This is a genomic window from Oceanisphaera ostreae (genome assembly GCF_042676125.1).
GTDB lineage: Bacteria > Pseudomonadota > Gammaproteobacteria > Enterobacterales > Aeromonadaceae > Oceanimonas > Oceanimonas ostreae.
In genome coordinates, this window is the sequence record NZ_JBHTJS010000042.1 from 1 (window position 1) to 18,110 (window position 18,110).

The window sequence follows — 18,110 nt, forward strand, 5'->3', positions numbered from 1 at the left end:
GGATGCGTATTCTACGCACTCCGTAGTATTCGTCAAGTGTTTGTTTCGAACTTAATTTCCGTTCTTACAAACCCTTGTGACCGTGAGCGTGTTGCCCCGTGTCAGTGGATGCGCATTATAGGGAAGCCTCGTTTTAGCGCAAGGGCTTTTTAGCGATAAATAACACTTTAACGGCTGACCGCTCAAACACCCAGCGTTAACACAGGTTACACACAGAGTTACCCACAAAAGGACCGTGAAGAGTTAAATTTAGAGGATCGGGTGGAGACATAAACCGGTAAAGACTAAAGTGTTAAGGATGAAGAGTACGACCTAGAACAATAGCTAAAGACAGACAGTGTTTTTGTAGGCTATCGCTTTAGCTGATAGCCCCGCCTCAGCGAGATTTAAAAACCATCCTGATCCGTAGGACCAACAGCTAAATCGTTGGACTAAAGAAAGCGGTGTTTATCTTTAACGTATAGCGTAAGGCGTATAACGATGTTTTAGCCGTGTATTTAGCTAATTGCTTAGAGCTGGCGGCTTACAGCTTTGCTTTCTATATATATAAGTCGCTACCATGCAACTATCCACCTACTCCCTATATGACACTTACTATGGCCTCACTAAAACCTTATAACGGTATTACTCCAACATTGGCAAGCCGCGTGTTTGTGGAAGCGTCGGCGGTTCTCTATGGCGATATCACCTTAGGGGAAGACTCTAGTATTTGGCCATTGGTGGTGGCCCGTGGTGATGTAAATGTGATTCGTATTGGTGCTCGCTCCAACATTCAGGATGGGAGCGTACTACATGTGTCTCGGCCAAGTGCGACACTACCTGATGGTTTGCCGTTGCTCATTGGTGATGATGTGACCGTAGGTCACAAAGCGATGCTGCATGCTTGCACCATTGGTAATAGGGTGTTGATTGGCATGGGCGCCATTGTGCTGGATGGAGCTGACATCGGCGATGACGTTATTGTGGGAGCTGGCAGCTTAATACCACCAGGCAAGCAACTGGAGTCGGGGTACTTATATGTGGGCAGCCCCGCCAGAAAGATGCGGCCATTAACAGTTGAAGAAAAAGCCTTTTTGCCTGAGTCGGCGGCAAACTATGTACAGCTTAAAAACGAGTATCTTAAAGATGATGAAGCGTAAGGCAGACAGACGGTCTGCCAGCTTGGTGTTTGGTTATTACTCCTTACCGCCACTATAAAGACAAGCTACCATCGGGCCCAAAGGCTTCTTGCCCGACTAGTTCGCTAACCTTCTCTTCAATATCAAATCGCACCGATTCGAAGGCCAGTATGATATTGGCCTCGTCTACCAAAGGTTGACCGGTTAGATGTTCGAGTTGAGATAAGCTGATGAAGCATGCCACTTGGCCGCCAAACCATTGGGCGCTAAACGCCACTCGTTGTTGTGCCGGTTGCCAGTTGAGATCGTCGTTAACAATAATATCCTGATTCATACTCTTTCACCTTCACACTGCAACCGCTAATTGCGAGCGCAGTGCCTTAAGTACGGGGGTCACATTAGGCCTAACACCACGCCATACGTAAAAGCTTTCTGCTGCTTGGCCAACCAACATGCCTAAGCCATCATATCGGTGCTCAAGCCCCAGTTCTCTAGCCCACGCTAGAAATGGGGTTTCGGTTTGGCCATACATCATATCGTACACGCGGGTGCCTGAATGACATATCTGACTATCTAAGGATAGCGTCTCGCCTTGTAAACTCGCGGAGGTACTGTTGATAATAATGTCAAAGCTTTGTGCCAACGCCTCTAATGGCATGCTGCTAATGTTGCCGAGCTCTGCAAAATGCAGGGCCAGTTCTTCGGCTCGCGCGGGTGTGCGATTCGCTATAACTACATGCGCCGGGTGCTCAGCCAATAACGGGGCTAAGGCCCCTCGCGCCGCTCCACCCGCCCCCAATAGTAATATTTTGGCTCCGTTCAGGTTAAAGCCCAAGCGTTTAAGATCCATGACCAAACCGGCGCCATCGGTGTTATCGCCTAACCAGCGCCCGTCGGGTAACAGATGCAAAGTATTTACAGCCCCTGCCAACTCGGCTCTGGCGGTCAGTTCATCAGCGATATCCATGGCCTGCGTTTTAAAAGGCACTGTGATGTTGCAGCCCTTACCGCCTTCGCGCACAAAATGATTCAAGCTATCGACAAAGCCATTGAGTGGAGCCAGTAATCGCTGATAGTCAACGGCTTGACTCGTTTGTTCAGCAAACTGATGATGAATAAAAGGCGATTGGCTGTGCTTGATGGGATGACCGATAACGGCATACTTATCCATGACTTTGGCTCTCACTTGCTATTAAATCAGGCTCTAATAAGCTCAAGTAGACGATAATAATCACGATATTGCCACCCATCATGCTTTTTAGGTTGCAAATACTGCCAAAACGAATAGATTTTGCGCTAACGAACAAAAAAATTGTGGCTAGCTTTGGATACTGAACTCTTAAAAACCTTCCTTGAAGTTTCGCGTACTCGCCATTTCGGTAAAGCAGCGGAACATCTGTACCTGACCCCTTCAGCGGTCAGCTTTCGGATCCGCCAACTGGAAAATCAGCTTGGCGTCACCCTATTTACTCGCTTGCGTAATAATATTCAGTTGACCTCTTCGGGTGATGCCTTAATCCCCCATGCCGAGTCCATGCTTTTAGCTTGGGCAAGGGCACAACACGAGGTTGCGTTAAGTGAGCGTCAAACTCAGCAGCTGGCCGTTGCCGGAACGGCAAATCTGTGGGATGCCTATCTGCAAGAAGGCCTGCATCGTTTGTATTGTGAATTGCCGGCATTGTCCTTACGCGCCGATATCCGCACTCCAGAGCAAATGACCCGCGCGCTGCTGGGCCGTACGCTAGATTTAGCATTTTTAACCGACCCGGCGCGCATAGAAGGAGTGCGTCATATTGCGATTCACACCATGGAATTACAGCTGGTATCAACCTACCAAGGCTTGGATACCGCCAAGGCGATGGCTCAGGATTATATTCGAATCGACTGGGGTACCGCATTTAACACTCAGCACGCCAAGCTATTCAATACGGCCACTCCGCCCATATTGCATACTGGCTCGGTACGTATTGCCCTTGAATATTTGTTGCATCATGGCGGTAGTACCTTTTTACCAAGCTCGATGATCAGCAATTATCAACAGCAAGAACAGCTGTTTGTAGTCGCCGATACGCCATCAATCAGCCGCGAAGTGTATGCGGCGTATCTACCCGGTGGGGAGCGCCAAGAACTAATAGACCAAGTGGTCGCCCTATTTGCTCCCCAAAGCAGTGAGAGTTAAATCCAGTTTCTGGGTACCAAGAAGTCATTTAGCTTGGCTTCATTGGTGCCCGGCTCTGGTTGCCAGTCATACTCCCAGCGCGCCAGCGGTGGCATCGACATTAAAATCGATTCAGTGCGACCACCCGTTTGTAAGCCAAACAGAGTGCCTCGGTCATACACCAAGTTGAACTCAACATAACGGCCACGGCGATAGAGCTGAAACTGGCGCTGCTGTTCCGTGAAAGGCGTGTCTTTACGCTTTTCCATAATGGGCAGATATGCGTCTAAATAACCGTTACCGACCGCCTGCATAAAATCAAAACACTGCTCGAACGGCCACTGGTTTAAATCATCAAAAAAGAGCCCACCGACACCGCGGGTTTCGTCTCTGTGCTTAAGGTAGAAATATTTATCGCACCACTTTTTATATTCAGGGTAAACCTGTTCACCAAAAGGCGCACATAAGTCATGGGAGACTTGGTGCCAATGTTGGCAATCTGCTTCTACCGGATAGAAAGGCGTTAAATCAAAACCGCCACCAAACCACCATACCGGATCGGCCCCTTCTTTTTCGGCGATAAAAAAACGTACGTTCGCGTGGCTGGTAGGCACATGGGGGTTTTTAGGGTGGATTACTAACGACACCCCCATGGCTTCAAAAGAGCGACCGGCCAACTCTGGCCGGTGAGCAGTAGCGGAGGCTGGCATGGCATCCCCATGCACATGAGAAAAGTTAACGCCGCCTTGCTCAATCACGCCACCATTACGCATTACGCGGCTACGACCACCGCCACCTTCGGCACGCTCCCAGCTATCTTCTTCGAAGCGGCCGACACCGTCTGCCTGCACTAAGCCGGCACAAATAGTGTCTTGTAGCTGTAACAAAAAGGCTTTTACGGCCGTAATATCGGGTTTAGTGCTCATTATTTTCCTCTAATTTACTCTTCAGGCAGGGCGCACTACCGCGCCGGTACTGCCATCTCTAATCAAGGACGGATTGACAAGGCCTTCCGTCTTTCCGGGTAATATATAGTCCAGTTCGGCTCCCATTTTCAGTGTTAGCTCTATGGCGCTTCTGGCTGGCGGCTCCCCGCTTTTATTCGCACTGCTCGATACCAGTGGCTTACCAAACCCTAAGCAAAGGTCGTGCACTTGGGCATGCGCCGTCACTCGTACCGCTAATGAACTAAAGCGCCCCTTTAGCCAAGTTGGTACCTCAGGTTTAGCGGGAATAATCCAGGTATTAGGGCCCGGCCAGCTGTCCAGTATCGCCGCCAACCGCCCTTCGGGGAGGGCGGCCAAATCAAGGTAGGGTAACAACTGGCTGAAATCGGCAGCGACTAGCACCAGTCCTTTGTCGATCGGGCGTTGCTTTATCTTGAGTAAGCGCGCTACGGCCTCAGCATGATCCGGATCGCAGCCCAAGCCAAAAACAGCTTCTGTTGCGTAGCCAATAACGCCACCTTGGCGCAATTGTTCCAAAGCAAATTGCAGTGATTGTGGATTCATTACGGTGCCATTTCCTTCAAAGACTCATTTATTAAATATAACGTCGCATAACTCGGGGAGTACTGTGGCTAACTTGCTTTAAGACTAAAATCTTCTTAGCCACGGAATACACTGAACTGATCGGAAAAGTGAAAGCCAGCCCCAAGACGAATTATTCTAGCTAACACCCTACAAACCATGGACGTTTTTACCCTTGATTTTTTGCTCTACTTCCGTGTATTCCGTGGCAAAAATATGTTTAACAAATATTTATTTTTGATAACCACAGCCTTTTTTGGGGCAATGGAGTAGGCCTTTACGCTCAATTAAAATAGCAAAGCCACAATCGGGGCAGCGCTCATCAACCGGTTTGTCATTCAGCACAAAGCGGCAATCGGGATAATGGTTGCAGGCGTAGAAGCGTTTGCCATAGCGCGAGGTCCTGGCCACTAGCTGGCCTTTATTACAAACAGGACACGGGGGGGCAATTTGTCCCTGATCGTTAATATCGGCAATGTGGTCGCAGTCAGGATAATGAGTGCAGCCAATAAACAGCCCAAATCGACCTTTTTTTAGCGCCAGCGGATGGCTGCACCGAGGGCACTCACTGCCTTCCAGCACTTTCTCTATGTCTTGATCGTGTTCAATTACTTTAAGCGGGCGCAAATAGTCACAGGCAGGATAAGTGGTGCAGCCAATAAAGGCACCATGTTTGCCATGACGTAATTCTAAGGTTGCACCGCATTGAGGGCAGGGTTCATTATCCCAAGCAGGGGTGGCTGCTTGGGTATTAAACAGACTGGAATCGATTTTCGACATGCCGCGCCTCCAAATTTATTTGGTAAATTCTATCAGCGCGGCCGCTATCAGTGAACCATCCCTTCTGGTTCTTCAAAAATGAGCTCTTCTAGCTGGTGATAAGCAGACTCGCTGCCGGGTATATTAAACAACACCATCATCACCACCCACTTAAGATCGTCTAGCTCTATCTCTGGGGGATCTAACTCCATCAGCCGGTCGATAACAATTTCGCGAGTTTCTGAATTAAGCACTTTGATTTGCTCCAGAAACAACAAAAAACCACGGCCTTGAGCATCTATTTTATACAGCTCTTCCTGCGTATAAATACGGAAGGAATCTGGCTCGGATCGGGCCCATTTGGGCGTTTCTTCTGCGACTTGCAGGTCGGCTAAACGCTCTAGCCACGCCAGCGCCTTTAGGATCTCTTGCTTATGAAAGCCCGCTTGGGTTAATTCATCGGCGAGAGCATCCTGCTCTACCTCTGCCTCTACATCGGTATGAATGTAGGTTTCGAATAAGTACATTAGTACTTCGAACATAATCAACCCCTCCTCGCTCTGACATAACCCCCGGGTACAGCTTCCACCCAGCCAGCCAATTCCAGCTCGACCAACCGGGTTAGCACTTCCTGCACCGGCTGTTGGCAACGGGACGCAATTAAATCTAGCGCCGTTACCTCTAAACCTACGTTATCCAACAACTCTGGATAAGGCAATAACTCCTCTTGTATCGGTGGCAGAATTTTGACCGCGGCCACTGAAAACGCCACTAATTCATCAAGAATATCGTTAGCCCCCATCACCAGCTTAGCTCCTTGCTGGATCAAGCGATTGCATCCTTGCGCCAAGGGGTTTTGCCAAGCGCCAGGAATGGCAAATACCTCTCGCCCCTGCTCGATGGCATAACGCGCCGTTATTAAAGAACCACTGCGCTGGGCGGCTTCCACCACCAACACCCCTAAACTCAAGCCGCTAATAATGCGATTACGACGTGGAAAATGATGCGCTAATGGCCCCAACCAAGGATAACACTCAGATAATAAGGCCCCACCACCGTCGATAAGATCGTTCGCTAACTTCTGATGCCGTTTGGGATAACACTTCTCTAGGCCTGAGCCTAGTACTGCTAACGTGACTCCGCCTGACTCTAATGCCGATTGATGACTCAACCCATCAATGCCAATGGCTAAGCCTGAGGTAACAATGGCTCCCGCTTCCACCAGTGCAGGGATCAACTTACGCGTATTTTCTTTACCTACGTAAGAAGGATGTCTACTGCCCACCACGGCAATTTGTGCCTGAGTCAGCCCCGCAATTTCACCTTCTACAAACAGCAACAAGGGAGCCGCTGGTGTGGCTTTAAGTTGCTCGGGATAGTCGGGATGATCCCAACTTAAAATATGGCGGTTAGTCGCGCCTTGTTGCCATTCAAGCAAAGGATCAAGCAGTTCGAAATGTGCGGTGTGTAATTGCTGTCGTTGCTCTTGGCTAAAGTTACACTGTTCAAGCTGCTCCGAGTGATACCATTGCGCCCCCAGCTTGCGATGTAATTGCACAGCTCGAACCGGGCCTATGCCATGAGTATGCTGTAGTGCCAGCCAGGGTAATAACGGGTGTTGCTGTAAATTCGCCGCTGTCATTTGCCACCTCATAATGTAATACGAGCGAGTCCAGTTAACCCTAGCGAGTAATCATTTAGCGCAGCTAAGTGCAGTCGCAGCCCTTTGTTTGGCTACTGCAGTGCCCTTCTGCCAACTCTTGCTGTTTTTTGTGCGCTGACACGGTTAAAATACTACCAATATCGACAGAAAATGAGTTAAGTCATCATGGCACAAGTATTAAAAGTATTACGTTTCCCCGATGAGCGACTGCGTACCGTCGCCAAGCCCATCACCGATTTCACGCCTGCATTACTGCAAATTGTAGATGATATGTTTGAAACCATGTACGCAGAAGAAGGCATTGGTCTTGCGGCGACGCAGGTAGACTTTCATCAACAGCTGATTGTGATCGACGCCTCTGAAGACAAATCGCAGCGGTTGGTTTTGATCAATCCCGAAATTTTAGAGCAAAACGGCAGCACCGGTATTGAAGAAGGTTGTTTGTCGGTACCTGGCGCTCGCGCCTTGGTAGAAAGAGCCGAGTATGTAAAAGTGCGCGCTCAAAACGAGCACGGCGAGACCTTCGAGCTAGAAGCCGAGGAGCTGTTGGCCATTTGTATCCAACATGAGATGGACCACTTAATTGGTAAGCTGTTTGTTGATTACTTATCACCACTCAAGCGCCAGCGTATTCGTCAAAAAATGGAAAAAATGACCAAGCAAGAAGCCCAAGAACTTCAATCATAAAAGGACGTCTTTTGAGCTCTCTCAATATCATTTTTGCCGGCACTCCAGACTTTGCGGCCCGTCACTTACAGGCTCTGCTCGATTCTGAACATAATGTAGTGGCCGTTTATACCCAGCCGGACAGACCCGCTGGGCGCGGAAAAAAGCTGACAGCAAGCCCCGTTAAAGTGGCGGCTGAACACGCAGGCATTCCTGTATTACAGCCACAAAGCCTACGTAATGAAGACGCGCAGCAAGAGCTGGCCAAGCTAAATGCCGATATTATGGTGGTGGTGGCCTACGGCTTAATTTTGCCCCAAGTCGTGTTGGATGCACCTCGACTAGGGTGCATCAACGTGCATGGCTCATTACTGCCACGCTGGCGGGGAGCAGCTCCTATTCAACGAGCAATTTGGGCAGGAGACCAAGACACTGGCGTGACCATCATGCAAATGGATAAAGGGCTGGATACCGGCGCTATGTTGCATACGGCCAGCTTGCCTATCTCCGACAGCGACACCTCGGCTAGCCTGTACGAAAAGCTCGCCGACATTGGTCCTCACGCTTTATTACACAGCCTTGCGGACATTGCCGCAGGCCGTGCCGTACCACAAGTACAGGACGATGCGCTGGCTAATTACGCAGAAAAACTATCCAAAGAAGAGGCTCGCATCGACTGGCAACAGCCAGCTGAACAGCTCGCTCGCTGCGTACGTGCCTTTAACCCTTGGCCATTTAGCTACTTTATGGTGGGCGAACACAATATTAAGGTATGGCAAAGCGAAGCCTTGAACAGCGCTGAGCCAACGGAAGGCAGCCTTGAGCTAATAAAAAACAATGAGCTGGCACCCGGCACCATTATTCAAGCGAATAAAGCAGGTATCGACGTGGCTACCGGTGCCGGCGTATTACGCTTGCTAAGCCTACAAGTACCAGGCAAAAAAGCCATGAGCTGCCAAGACCTCCTGAATGCCCGCAAAGACTGGTTCCAACCCGGCACCTGTTTAGCTTAAAACTTCTTTAACTCAGTGGAAATGCTATGAAAACCCGTGCCGCCGCCGCTAATATTCTGCATCAAGTGCTGAATCAGGGGCAGTCGTTATCCACGCTGCTCCCTCGTTACCAACAAGAGGTTGCCGCCAAAGATCGCGCCCTGCTGCAGGAGCTGTGTTTTGGTACGCTGCGCTGGTACAGTCGGCTTGATGCGATGACCAAGCCGCTATTAGAAAAGCCGCTTAAGGGAAAGTACCGTGTGGTGCATTCGCTAATCTTAGTGGGCATCTATCAACTGCTTTATACCCGCATTCCCGCACATGCCGCGCTGGCCGAAACCGTTAACGCCTGCAAAATCCTAAAAACTGAGCCGTTTAAAGGCATGGTCAACGGGGTATTGCGCAACGTGCAGCGCCAGCAAGATGAGCTAGCCGCCAAGGTCGACGCCCTGCCGCAGCTGCGCTTGGCGCATCCTAATTGGTTATTTAAGCGGATACAGCGCGCCTATCCCGAACAATGGCAAGATATTCTGACCGCTAATAACCAGCATCCACCGATGTGGATCCGGGTTAACCAAAATCTGCATACCACCGAACAATATCTGGCACTGTTGCAACAAGATGGCTTAGACGCTACTCCCGACGATCAAGCCCACAGCGCATTGCGCTTGGCGCGCCCAGTAGATGTGGCCACCTTGCCCGGCTTCGAGCAAGGTCATAGCTCGGTACAAGATGCGGCAGCACAAATGGCCGCCCAATTGCTGGATGCACAAGCGGGCGAGCTTATATTGGATGCTTGTGCCGCTCCGGGTGGCAAAACCGCACATATTCTGGAACGCCAACCGGTACTCGCTCAACTGGTAGCGGTCGATATGGATGGCGAACGTCTTAAACGAGTGCATCAAAACCTAGATCGTATTGGTCTGCAAGCAACGGTGCTGCAAGGTGATGCCGCCCAGCCTGCGGACTGGTGGCAAGGGGAGCTGTTTGATCGCATTTTACTGGATGCCCCCTGCTCCGCCACCGGTGTAATTAGACGCCATCCCGATATTAAATGGCTGCGTCGTGCCGAAGACATTGCTCAGTTAGCCCAGTTGCAGGCACAAATTTTGGATGCGCTTTGGCTGCAACTTAAACCCGGCGGCACCTTGCTTTACGCTACCTGCTCTATTTTGCCGGATGAAAACAGCGAGCAAATAACCGCTTTTTTAAGCCGGACGCCCAATGCTCGTCATCTACCGTTACACTCAGATGATACTCCCGAACAACCCGGCTGGCAGTTACTGCCAGGAGCCGAACAACGGGACGGTTTTTATTATGCCAAGCTGAGTAAGAACGCATGAAAATCATCATTTTGGGTGCCGGCCAAGTGGGAGGCACCTTAGCCGAAAACTTAGTCGGCGAGAATAACGACATCACCATCGTCGATACTAATATCGACCGATTACGCGAGTTGCAGGACAAATATGATTTGCGGGTGGTGAATGGCCATGGGGCTTACCCAAATATACTGCGCGAAGCCGGTGCCCAAGATGCCGACATGCTGGTGGCGGTGACCAGCAGTGACGAAACCAACATGATTGCTTGTCAGGTCGCTTTTTCGCTATTTAACACTCCCAACAAAGTGGCTCGCATTCGCTCCCCGGAGTTTTTGGCTGAGCGAGAGCGACTGTTTCTTAACGAGGCACTGCCGGTAGACAATCTGATTGCGCCCGAGCAGCTAGTCACCGAGTATATCTATCGCTTGATCCAGTATCCGGGAGCCTTACAGGTAGTGGATTTTGCCGAGGGGAAAGTCGGCCTAGTGGCCATTAAAGCCTATTATGGTGGCCCACTGGTGGGCAACGCCCTGTCTAGCTTGCGTGATCACATGCCCGGCATCGATACGCGTGTGGCGGCGATATTTCGCCAAGACCGGCCCATTCGCCCCCAAGGCACCACCATTATTGAGGCCGATGACGAAGTGTTCTTTGTCGCGGCCAGTGGCCATATTCGCGCAGTGATGTCTGAATTACAGCGCTTAGAAAGTGATTACAAGCGCATTATGATCGTCGGCGGCGGACACGTCGGCGCGGGGTTAGCCAAGCGCCTAGAAAAAAATTATTCGGTTAAGCTAATTGAGCACAACTTAAAGCGAGCCGAGCAATTATCAGAACAGTTAGAAAACACCATTGTTTTTTGTGGTGATGCGGCGGATCAAGAGCTATTGATAGAAGAGCATATCGATCAGATAGATGTGTTTATCGCCGTCACCAACCAAGATGAAGCCAACATTATGTCAGCCATGTTGGCCAAAAAGCTCGGCGCAAAAAAAACCATGGTGTTAATCCAGCGCAGCGCCTATGTTGATTTAGTACAAGGCGGCAGCATTGATGTGGCTATTTCGCCGCAGCAAGCCACCATCTCGGCACTACTAACACACGTGCGTCGCGCCGACATCGTTAACGTTTACTCGCTGCGACGCGGCGCGGCCGAAGCCATTGAAGCCATTGCCCACGGCGACGAAGGCACCTCTAAGGTAGTGGGCCGCCAAGTGGGTGAGCTGAAGTTGCCACCGGGTACCACGATAGGGGCAATAGTGCGTGGCGAGGAGGTGATCATTGGCCACGACCAAACGGTGATTGAGCAAAACGATCATGTGATCTTATTCTTAGTCGATAAAAAGTTTATTCCTGAAGTAGAGCGCTTATTCCAGCCTAGCCCCTTCTTCCTTTAGGGCTCATCTTTTTTTCTCTTAGGAGAAACGGATGTTTAACCTGAGACCCATCGCCTTTATTTTAAGCATGACACTGTCAACTCTGGCGGTATTAATGTGGTTACCCACTTTGCTCGCATTGTGGCTGGGCCACCACCAAGGGTTTCAGGAATTTTTACAGTCCACCCTGCTCACTCATGCTGCGGCACTGTTGTTATTCATCATTGGTCGACGAGAGCACATTCACCTCAGGGTGAAAGAGATGTTTTTTCTTACTACGCTAGTTTGGCTCTCTGTTTGCGTCTTTGGTGCCCTGCCTTTTGTATTTATCAGCCACATTAATTTTACCGACGCTTTTTTTGAAACCATGTCGGGGGTAACAACCACGGGGTCAACCGTATTAACCGGCCTCGACAGCCAACCTTTGGCGATCCTGTTATGGCGATCGGTGTTGCAATGGCTGGGCGGCATCGGTTTTATTGTCGCGGCGGTGGCCATATTGCCTTACCTCAACGTGGGTGGCATGAGGCTCTTCCAAGCCGAGTCTTCCGTCTGGTCCGATAAAAGCGCACCAAACATGGCCAAACATATCGTGCAGCTTTATCTGGCACTCACCCTACTCTGTATCGCCAGTTACTATTTGTTATCTGACATGAATGCCTTTGAAGCAGTCAATCATGCCATGACCACCCTGAGTACCGGTGGCTACTCCACCTCAGATACTTCCATGAATCACTTTTCGACTGCAGCCCACTGGGTAGGGATCACCTTTATGTTTGTTAGTGGCCTGCCTTTTTTGCTGATGGTTTTTAGCCTACAACAAAAGAACTTTCACCTGTTTAAGGATGCTCAGGTGCGGGGATTTTTTGTGCTGATAATAAGTACAGCCCTGATGCTGAGCCTATACCTTTGGCTCACCGGCCGTTACCCACTAGTGGATGCTATTCGAGTTAGCTTATTCAACTTAATATCGGTGATCACCACAACCGGCTATGCTCTGGACGATTTTGGCCACTGGGGTGCCTTTCCCCTCGTGCTATTTGGTTTACTCATGGTGTGCGGTGCCTGTTCTGGTTCCACTGCCGGGGGCTTTAAAATATTTCGCTTTCAAGTAGGCATCGTTTTATTCAGCAAACAGCTGCACCTATTGATGCACCCCAGAGCGATAGTGGGTCAGCGCTATAACGGCCGACATGTTAGTGACGATATCGTGCGCTCGCTGATTACCTTTATTTTTGGCTACTTCGCGACCATTGTTATACTCGCGCTGTTATTAACGCTGTTATCACTGCCGCCGCAAGTGGCCATCAGTGCCGCCATGACCGCCGTGGCTAATGTGGGTCCGGGCATCGGGGAAACCATTGGCCCCAGCGGTAATTTTGCAGGTTTACCCGATGCTGCCAAATGGTTACTGGCATTGGGCATGCTAATGGGCCGACTGGAGATCATGACGGTGATGGTATTGTTCTTCCCCAGCTTCTGGCGAAATTAGCTAAAGGCAGCATAACGATACGCTGTAAGTTAAAGACAAACACCGTCTTTTTTATTAACGACGTACGGCTTAAAGCGGACACAGCTCGAAGAGCTTGCTCTCTATTTTTCCGTGCTTCTCGTAGCAAAGAGTCCTGGCGAGAAAGTCTTTAATCTTTAAACGCCGTTTCGGATAGACGCTCTTCGCTGGCTCTTTCTTGTAGGTGTTCGGGTAGGGGTTTCGTCACTTCTACGCCTAGCTCGCGAAAGGCTTCGGCTTGGCGGATCAGGTTGCCGCGGCCACTGCTCAGTTTTTTCATCGCGCGCTGGTAATGATCTTCGGCTTTGTTTAATGACTGGCCAACGGCTTCCATGTCTTCCGTGAACGAGCGCAGCTTTTCGTAGATTTTACCCGCCGACTCGGCAATTTTACGCGCATTTTGGTTTTGCCGCTCGACCCGCCATAAGTTTTCGATGGTGCGTAGTGCCACCAATAAGTTGGTGGGGCTAACCAGCAAAATATTATGATCCAGTGCGTATTTGATCAGTGCCGGCTCAGCTTCTACTGCCACTAAGAACGCCGACTCTACGGCGACAAACATCAGTACATAGTCGAGAGTTCTTACCCCTTGCAAGTGCTGATAGTCTTTACGGCCCAGTTCGCGGATATGGCCACGCACCGAGGCGACATGGTCACGTAATGCTTGCTCGCGCGTTAGTGCATCGTCGCCATTAAAGTAGCGTTCATAGGCGGTTAACGAGACTTTGGCATCAATGATAATGTCTTTGTTTTGCGGCAAATGTACGATCACATCGGGCTGATAACGCTTGCCCTCGGCGTTGTTTAAGCTCATTTGCGTGCTGTATTCGTGGCCTTCGCGTAACCCGGATTCAGATAATACTCGAGATAACACGACCTCGCCCCAGTTACCCTGCTGCTTACTATCGCCCTTTAAGGCACGAGTAAGGGCCGTGGTATCGGCGCTCATCTGTTGGTGTAGTTCAGACAATCGCTCTATTTCAAACTTTAGGCTATGACGCTGACGGCTTTCATCGGCGTAAGTTTCTTGCATATTGCGCCGAAAACCTTCGAGCTGCTCACGCAAGGGCGACAGCAACCCATCTAGGCTGTTTTGATTCAGCTCCCGGAAGTTATGGGTTTTTTGCTCAAAAATACGCTGAGCCACATTTTCAAACTGCTGACCAAGTCGGGCTTCACTGGCACTTAACTCGGCTTGTTTTTCAGCCGCCCACTGCCGCTCTTGGCGCAACAGGGTTTCGTATTCTTTCAGTCGGCCATTCATTTTTAGCAGCAGCTGTTGCTGTTGCTCTAGCTTTTTCCTGGTCTCTTGTAGCTCGTCCGACTTATCACTTAACACCGTCTGTAACTGCTGGTTTTGCTGAGCCTGTAGTTGCAAACGAGTGCCCAAGATCAAGCGAGTGACCCCCCACGCGCTAAGGCTGGCGAAAACCGCTAATAAATAGGGCCAATTATCCGTCAGTAAGGGCATCATTAACGCCTACGTTGTTCAAGAAACGCCAACACCTGGCGGTTAAAACGCACCCAAAGCAGCACGTAAAGTAGATAAAGTAAGATGATTACCCACTTATGTTGGTTAACACCATTATCGAACTCCGCCAGTGGCACGCCCCGCAATTGCACGTAGAGCATCACCATTAAGGGAAACATCAAAAACACCGACCAGCGCCAGCACTGTCTCAGCAAGGAGATTATAAAACTGTTATTCACGGTGACTATCCAACGTATCTATCTGATAAGCAGCAATTAGCTTAACAGTGACGACCATATAATTCAGCCATTCACTTGTAGGTAGTGCTTCAACTTCTCTGAGGGAATGGAGCTACTAGAAGATAAAGTGTAAGCCGCCCATTGGCTGGCCTGAGTCAGCACGGTCGCCATCGGCAATCCGGCAAGCAAGCCATGAATGACACCGCCGGCAAAGGCATCACCGGCTCCTGTTGCATCAACGACAGACACCATTCTAGCCGGGATTTGTAAATGTTGCGTGGCAGAAAACGCTTCAACCCCCTGCTCTGCGTGTGTGACCACCAACCATTGTAAATTCGGCCCTGCCAACTGTTGGGCATGGCACCATAAGTCTTCTTTTTGTGCCAGATCAGCTACAGAAGCAATCATCACCTGGCACGGCCTTAAGCCATGGCCGCCCTTGGGATATTGGCTAACCACCAAATTATGCGCCACCATCTGTGCCATATAAGCCGCAGCCTCAGCGCCCTCATAATTCACATATAAGCAATCTACCTTGTCGAGTGGCAGCTTGCTGGGCAACGCTAAACGTCGATGTTGGCGTAAAATAGTGCGTTCACCTCGGTCGTCAACAAGCACCAATAACTCGCCAGTTTCACCATCAAACTGTTCAATATGACTAATATCCAACCCCAACGCTGCCGCCTCTTGTAACAGCCAGTTACCAGTACTGTCTTGCCCTACTCGAGCCAGAATGCTTACTTGGTGCCCCGCCCACAACAGCCCCGTCCCGGTATTTGCTCCACCACCGCCTAGCCGACGTCCCTGATCTTTATAGTGTAAGCGCCCTCCCACATTAAGCGGTTCATCTAGCAGCAACACATGATCACAATTTAAATTAGCCAGCAGTCGTATTTTTGCCATGTTACACCCTTACAGTTAGCTTGGTTCGCCGATTAATCGGTACGGCTCACGTAACGTTTATCTGTAGTATAAATACGCACTTTATCGCCTATCTTCAAATGTTCAGGCACCGATATTGTAAGCCTAGAATCAAAGTTAGCCAGTTTGGTACGTACAGAGGCCGATGCACCTTTCAGCTCTGGAGCAGTATCGATAATGACAATGTCCATCGTTTGTGGCAGCTCGAGCCCAATAATCTGCCCCTCAATAAGCAACGCTTGGATGACTTAACATAAGATGAAGCCGCATCTTAGCCAAGAGCAATGGCGGGTGCCATAGCACTATTACAATTTGAGGATGCATTATCGTAAATTGTTAAGCTGCTCCCTATTACTATGATTATTATCAATAAAACCACACTTTTAACGCTATATCTTATAAGTAGGCACTGTTAGTCTGGCACTTGCTGGTAACATTAATAAAACATGTATTAACCAGCTGTAATAACACAATAATAAGCACGGGACGCTTAACTTGATGAATGGAATATCAGCATAATGTGGTTTGTGCCGATGTCATTTCTGATCATAAAAATCTTCTGTCCGCAGCTTCAATATCACATCGCAAATAGCGATTGCCTAGTTGGAAGAATGGATATGCAATTATTAAATAACCTAAGTCTGCGTTATAAATTACTGGCCATGGTCGCCAGCTTATTTATCGGTATATTACTGGTACAAGGCTCAGCCATGATAGGGCTACGTTATGAGCTGCTGGATGCACGAAAAGAAAAGGTCCGAGAACAAGTAGAGACAGCCGCATCTTTGGTTAAATACTACTATGACCAGCGCCAAGTATTAGGCGACTCAGAAAGCCAGCGCCTAGCGAAACAGGCAGTAGGTGCGTTGCGCTATGGCGATGAAGGCTATATGTGGATCAACGATATGCAGCATCGTCTGATATTGCATCCAATAAAGCCTGAGTCTGAGGGCAAGGACATGACTCAGGTGACCGACGCCGACGGCCATCACCATTGGCAGGCCATGGTCCAGCGAGTGCAACAACAAGATGCCGGTTTTGTCGAATACAGCTATAGCGGCCCGCAATTCAGATCTCCACAGCATAAGGTGTCTTATGTTCAAGGGTTTACTCCGTGGGGTTGGGTGGTTGGCAGCGGGGTTTATTTAAGTGACGTAGATGCAATTTTCTGGCAACAGGCCACCAAATCATTATTGCTAACGGCGCTGGTAATGGTACTTGCCTTGATCATTGTGGTGCTAATTAGTCGCTCACTCACCTTTTCTGTGGCAAGGGTGCAAGAGGTAGTACTGCAGTTTGGCAAAGGCGATCTCAGGGTGCGCACACATGCCACCCGCACCGATGAAATAGGCCAGCTTTCCCGAGGCATAGACAATATGGGTGAGCAGCTTTGCCAACTGTTGCTACAGGTACGTAATGCTTCAAGCACGCTGGATGACGAAGCTGAAGGACTAAGCGTGAAGAGCCAGCAAACGCGCGCTAGCATGCAAGCTCAGTTTTCTGAGGTTGACCAAGTAGCAACTGCGATGAATGAAATGAATACCACCGTCCAAGAGGTAGCGCGCTATGCCAACGATGCCTCTGAAGCAGCCGACCATGCCCATAATGAAGCTCGTATGGGCAACGACGATGTGGCTCGCAGCATAGAATGCATGTTGCAACTAGCAGAGTCTGTCACTAAAGCCGACAGCGCCATGCGCGAGTTAGAAACCCAAACTCAGAAAATTGGCTCGGTGGTAGAGGTGATCAGTAATATTTCTGATCAAACTAACTTATTAGCCTTGAATGCGGCCATTGAAGCGGCAAGAGCCGGTGAATCCGGTCGTGGCTTTGCGGTGGTGGCCGACGAGGTGCGCTCACTGGCTAAGCGAACTCAGGAGTCGACCGGCGAAATTCAGCGCATGATCCAGCAATTACAGAATCATGCCAGCACCGTCGTAGGTCATATGCATACCAGCCAAGAGCAAGCAGGCAGCAGCGTAGAAGTGGTTCGCGCCGCGGGCAATGATCTGGAAAGAATCTTGGAAGAGGTGCAACGTATTAACGATATGAATGCCCAAATAGCTACCGCGTCAGAAGAACAGTCTGCGGTCGCTGAAGAGATTAATCGTAACCTCACGCAAATTAATAAAGGGTCACAAGAAGCGGTGCAGGTAAGCGAGCTTATCTCACAAACTAGCCACCGAGTGCTGGGCGCTTCGCGAGACTTAAGCCTGCAAATAACGCACTTTAAATTACAAGAAAACGAGATGCCAACCCCAGCTCGTTTAGCGATAATCGACGCCGCGATACAAACAGTCTAATAAAATAAGGCCGCTCGAGGCGTAACACCGATCAGTTAAGAAATTTTGGCGATCGGTTGACCGATCCTTATACGGCGTCAGAATAC

The 18,110-nt window shown here is 49.7% G+C and carries 19 protein-coding genes; 8 read left to right on the plus strand and 11 right to left on the minus strand.

All coding sequences use genetic code 11. The annotated features are described in order from the left end of the window. Nucleotides 1-596: 596 nt before the first annotated feature. A complete protein-coding gene (locus ACFQ1C_RS11500) occupies nucleotides 597-1,139 on the plus strand; it encodes a gamma carbonic anhydrase family protein (protein WP_379558760.1) in 543 nt (180 codons plus the stop codon). 52 nt (nucleotides 1,140-1,191) lie between these two features. Here ACFQ1C_RS11500 and ACFQ1C_RS11505 read toward each other — a convergent pair whose 3' ends face one another. Both ACFQ1C_RS11505 and aroE read right to left on the minus strand, forming a co-directional pair. Continuing rightward, nucleotides 1,192-1,452, minus strand: a complete 261-nt coding sequence (locus ACFQ1C_RS11505) for a DUF1488 family protein (protein ID WP_379558761.1) — start codon at nucleotides 1,450-1,452, stop codon at nucleotides 1,192-1,194. Between the two features lie 12 nt (nucleotides 1,453-1,464). Beyond that, nucleotides 1,465-2,289 (minus strand): shikimate dehydrogenase, encoded by an 825-nt coding sequence (gene aroE, locus ACFQ1C_RS11510; RefSeq protein WP_379558762.1) that lies wholly within the window; start codon nucleotides 2,287-2,289, stop codon nucleotides 1,465-1,467. Between the two features lie 153 nt (nucleotides 2,290-2,442). Between aroE and hdfR the strand changes: the two genes are divergently transcribed. Beyond that, a complete protein-coding gene (hdfR, locus tag ACFQ1C_RS11515) occupies nucleotides 2,443-3,297 on the plus strand; it encodes an HTH-type transcriptional regulator HdfR (RefSeq protein WP_379558763.1) in 855 nt (284 codons plus the stop codon). Here the strand turns inward: hdfR and hemF are convergent. From hemF to dprA, 5 genes are all read right to left on the minus strand, one after another. Then, nucleotides 3,294-4,202, minus strand: coding sequence for an oxygen-dependent coproporphyrinogen oxidase (gene hemF / locus ACFQ1C_RS11520; protein WP_379558764.1), 909 nt, complete (start codon nucleotides 4,200-4,202; stop codon nucleotides 3,294-3,296). The genes hdfR and hemF overlap by 4 nt on opposite strands. Before the next feature lie 21 nt (nucleotides 4,203-4,223). Next, nucleotides 4,224-4,787: a Sua5/YciO/YrdC/YwlC family protein gene (locus ACFQ1C_RS11525; RefSeq protein ID WP_379558765.1), complete on the minus strand. Its 564-nt coding sequence runs from the start codon at nucleotides 4,785-4,787 to the stop codon at nucleotides 4,224-4,226. A gap of 249 nt (nucleotides 4,788-5,036) precedes the next feature. Next, nucleotides 5,037-5,585, minus strand: a complete 549-nt coding sequence (locus tag ACFQ1C_RS11530) for a DNA topoisomerase family protein (RefSeq protein ID WP_379558766.1) — start codon at nucleotides 5,583-5,585, stop codon at nucleotides 5,037-5,039. Between the two features lie 47 nt (nucleotides 5,586-5,632). After that, a complete protein-coding gene (locus tag ACFQ1C_RS11535) occupies nucleotides 5,633-6,106 on the minus strand; it encodes a DUF494 family protein (RefSeq protein ID WP_379558767.1) in 474 nt (157 codons plus the stop codon). Nucleotides 6,107-6,108: 2 nt separating this feature from the next. Beyond that, nucleotides 6,109-7,206 carry a DNA-processing protein DprA gene (dprA, locus tag ACFQ1C_RS11540; RefSeq protein ID WP_379558768.1) on the minus strand — a complete coding sequence of 366 codons (1,098 nt, stop codon included), beginning with the start codon at nucleotides 7,204-7,206 and terminating at the stop codon, nucleotides 6,109-6,111. Between the two features lie 186 nt (nucleotides 7,207-7,392). Between dprA and def the strand changes: the two genes are divergently transcribed. From def to ACFQ1C_RS11565, 5 genes are read left to right on the plus strand one after another with little or no spacing between them, the layout of a single operon-like run. Then, nucleotides 7,393-7,914, plus strand: a complete 522-nt coding sequence (gene def / locus ACFQ1C_RS11545; protein ID WP_379558769.1) for a peptide deformylase — start codon at nucleotides 7,393-7,395, stop codon at nucleotides 7,912-7,914. Between the two features lie 11 nt (nucleotides 7,915-7,925). Beyond that, nucleotides 7,926-8,906 carry a methionyl-tRNA formyltransferase gene (fmt, locus tag ACFQ1C_RS11550; protein WP_379558770.1) on the plus strand — a complete coding sequence of 327 codons (981 nt, stop codon included), beginning with the start codon at nucleotides 7,926-7,928 and terminating at the stop codon, nucleotides 8,904-8,906. A 26-nt stretch (nucleotides 8,907-8,932) separates the two neighbouring features. Further along, nucleotides 8,933-10,228 carry a 16S rRNA (cytosine(967)-C(5))-methyltransferase RsmB gene (gene rsmB / locus ACFQ1C_RS11555; RefSeq protein ID WP_379558771.1) on the plus strand — a complete coding sequence of 432 codons (1,296 nt, stop codon included), beginning with the start codon at nucleotides 8,933-8,935 and terminating at the stop codon, nucleotides 10,226-10,228. After that, nucleotides 10,225-11,601: a Trk system potassium transporter TrkA gene (gene trkA / locus ACFQ1C_RS11560; protein WP_379558772.1), complete on the plus strand. Its 1,377-nt coding sequence runs from the start codon at nucleotides 10,225-10,227 to the stop codon at nucleotides 11,599-11,601. The genes rsmB and trkA overlap by 4 nt, the downstream gene beginning before the upstream one ends. A 31-nt stretch (nucleotides 11,602-11,632) precedes the next feature. Next, nucleotides 11,633-13,072 carry a TrkH family potassium uptake protein gene (locus ACFQ1C_RS11565; RefSeq protein WP_379558773.1) on the plus strand — a complete coding sequence of 480 codons (1,440 nt, stop codon included), beginning with the start codon at nucleotides 11,633-11,635 and terminating at the stop codon, nucleotides 13,070-13,072. A 148-nt stretch (nucleotides 13,073-13,220) separates the two neighbouring features. On the opposite strand, the gene rmuC is transcribed toward ACFQ1C_RS11565, so the two are convergent. The 4 genes from rmuC to ACFQ1C_RS11585 all read right to left on the minus strand — a co-directional run bounded on the left by rmuC (nucleotide 13,221) and on the right by ACFQ1C_RS11585 (nucleotide 15,912). Next, nucleotides 13,221-14,561 carry a DNA recombination protein RmuC gene (rmuC, locus tag ACFQ1C_RS11570; RefSeq protein WP_379558774.1) on the minus strand — a complete coding sequence of 447 codons (1,341 nt, stop codon included), beginning with the start codon at nucleotides 14,559-14,561 and terminating at the stop codon, nucleotides 13,221-13,223. 2 nt (nucleotides 14,562-14,563) lie between these two features. Then, on the minus strand, nucleotides 14,564-14,740 hold the full coding sequence (locus ACFQ1C_RS11575; RefSeq protein ID WP_379558775.1) for a hypothetical protein: 177 nt from the start codon (nucleotides 14,738-14,740) through the stop codon (nucleotides 14,564-14,566). Between the two features lie 123 nt (nucleotides 14,741-14,863). Next, nucleotides 14,864-15,703, minus strand: a complete 840-nt coding sequence (locus ACFQ1C_RS11580) for a PfkB family carbohydrate kinase (RefSeq protein ID WP_379558776.1) — start codon at nucleotides 15,701-15,703, stop codon at nucleotides 14,864-14,866. A 32-nt stretch (nucleotides 15,704-15,735) separates the two neighbouring features. Further along, on the minus strand, nucleotides 15,736-15,912 hold the full coding sequence (locus tag ACFQ1C_RS11585; protein WP_379558777.1) for a hypothetical protein: 177 nt from the start codon (nucleotides 15,910-15,912) through the stop codon (nucleotides 15,736-15,738). 426 nt (nucleotides 15,913-16,338) lie between these two features. Between ACFQ1C_RS11585 and ACFQ1C_RS11590 the strand changes: the two genes are divergently transcribed. Beyond that, complete coding sequence (locus ACFQ1C_RS11590) at nucleotides 16,339-18,024, plus strand: methyl-accepting chemotaxis protein (RefSeq protein WP_379558778.1); 1,686 nt, start codon at nucleotides 16,339-16,341, stop codon at nucleotides 18,022-18,024. Nucleotides 18,025-18,110: the final 86 nt, after the last annotated feature.

Excerpts from the sequence above, each read along its gene's own strand:
- ACFQ1C_RS11500 (WP_379558760.1), top strand. The coding sequence starts at position 597 with ATGGCCTCACTAAAACCTTATAACGGTATTACTCCAACATTGGCAAGC.
- ACFQ1C_RS11505 (WP_379558761.1), bottom strand. The coding sequence starts at position 1,452 with ATGAATCAGGATATTATTGTTAACGACGATCTCAACTGGCAACCGGCA.
- aroE (WP_379558762.1), bottom strand. The coding sequence starts at position 2,289 with ATGGATAAGTATGCCGTTATCGGTCATCCCATCAAGCACAGCCAATCG.
- hemF (WP_379558764.1), bottom strand. The coding sequence starts at position 4,202 with ATGAGCACTAAACCCGATATTACGGCCGTAAAAGCCTTTTTGTTACAG.
- ACFQ1C_RS11525 (WP_379558765.1), bottom strand. The coding sequence starts at position 4,787 with ATGAATCCACAATCACTGCAATTTGCTTTGGAACAATTGCGCCAAGGT.
- ACFQ1C_RS11530 (WP_379558766.1), bottom strand. The coding sequence starts at position 5,585 with ATGTCGAAAATCGATTCCAGTCTGTTTAATACCCAAGCAGCCACCCCT.
- ACFQ1C_RS11535 (WP_379558767.1), bottom strand. The coding sequence starts at position 6,106 with ATGTTCGAAGTACTAATGTACTTATTCGAAACCTACATTCATACCGAT.
- dprA (WP_379558768.1), bottom strand. The coding sequence starts at position 7,206 with ATGACAGCGGCGAATTTACAGCAACACCCGTTATTACCCTGGCTGGCA.
- def (WP_379558769.1), top strand. The coding sequence starts at position 7,393 with ATGGCACAAGTATTAAAAGTATTACGTTTCCCCGATGAGCGACTGCGT.
- rsmB (WP_379558771.1), top strand. The coding sequence starts at position 8,933 with ATGAAAACCCGTGCCGCCGCCGCTAATATTCTGCATCAAGTGCTGAAT.
- trkA (WP_379558772.1), top strand. The coding sequence starts at position 10,225 with ATGAAAATCATCATTTTGGGTGCCGGCCAAGTGGGAGGCACCTTAGCC.
- ACFQ1C_RS11565 (WP_379558773.1), top strand. The coding sequence starts at position 11,633 with ATGTTTAACCTGAGACCCATCGCCTTTATTTTAAGCATGACACTGTCA.
- rmuC (WP_379558774.1), bottom strand. The coding sequence starts at position 14,561 with ATGCCCTTACTGACGGATAATTGGCCCTATTTATTAGCGGTTTTCGCC.
- ACFQ1C_RS11575 (WP_379558775.1), bottom strand. The coding sequence starts at position 14,740 with ATGTTTCCCTTAATGGTGATGCTCTACGTGCAATTGCGGGGCGTGCCA.
- ACFQ1C_RS11580 (WP_379558776.1), bottom strand. The coding sequence starts at position 15,703 with ATGGCAAAAATACGACTGCTGGCTAATTTAAATTGTGATCATGTGTTG.
- ACFQ1C_RS11585 (WP_379558777.1), bottom strand. The coding sequence starts at position 15,912 with ATGGACATTGTCATTATCGATACTGCTCCAGAGCTGAAAGGTGCATCG.
- ACFQ1C_RS11590 (WP_379558778.1), top strand. The coding sequence starts at position 16,339 with ATGCAATTATTAAATAACCTAAGTCTGCGTTATAAATTACTGGCCATG.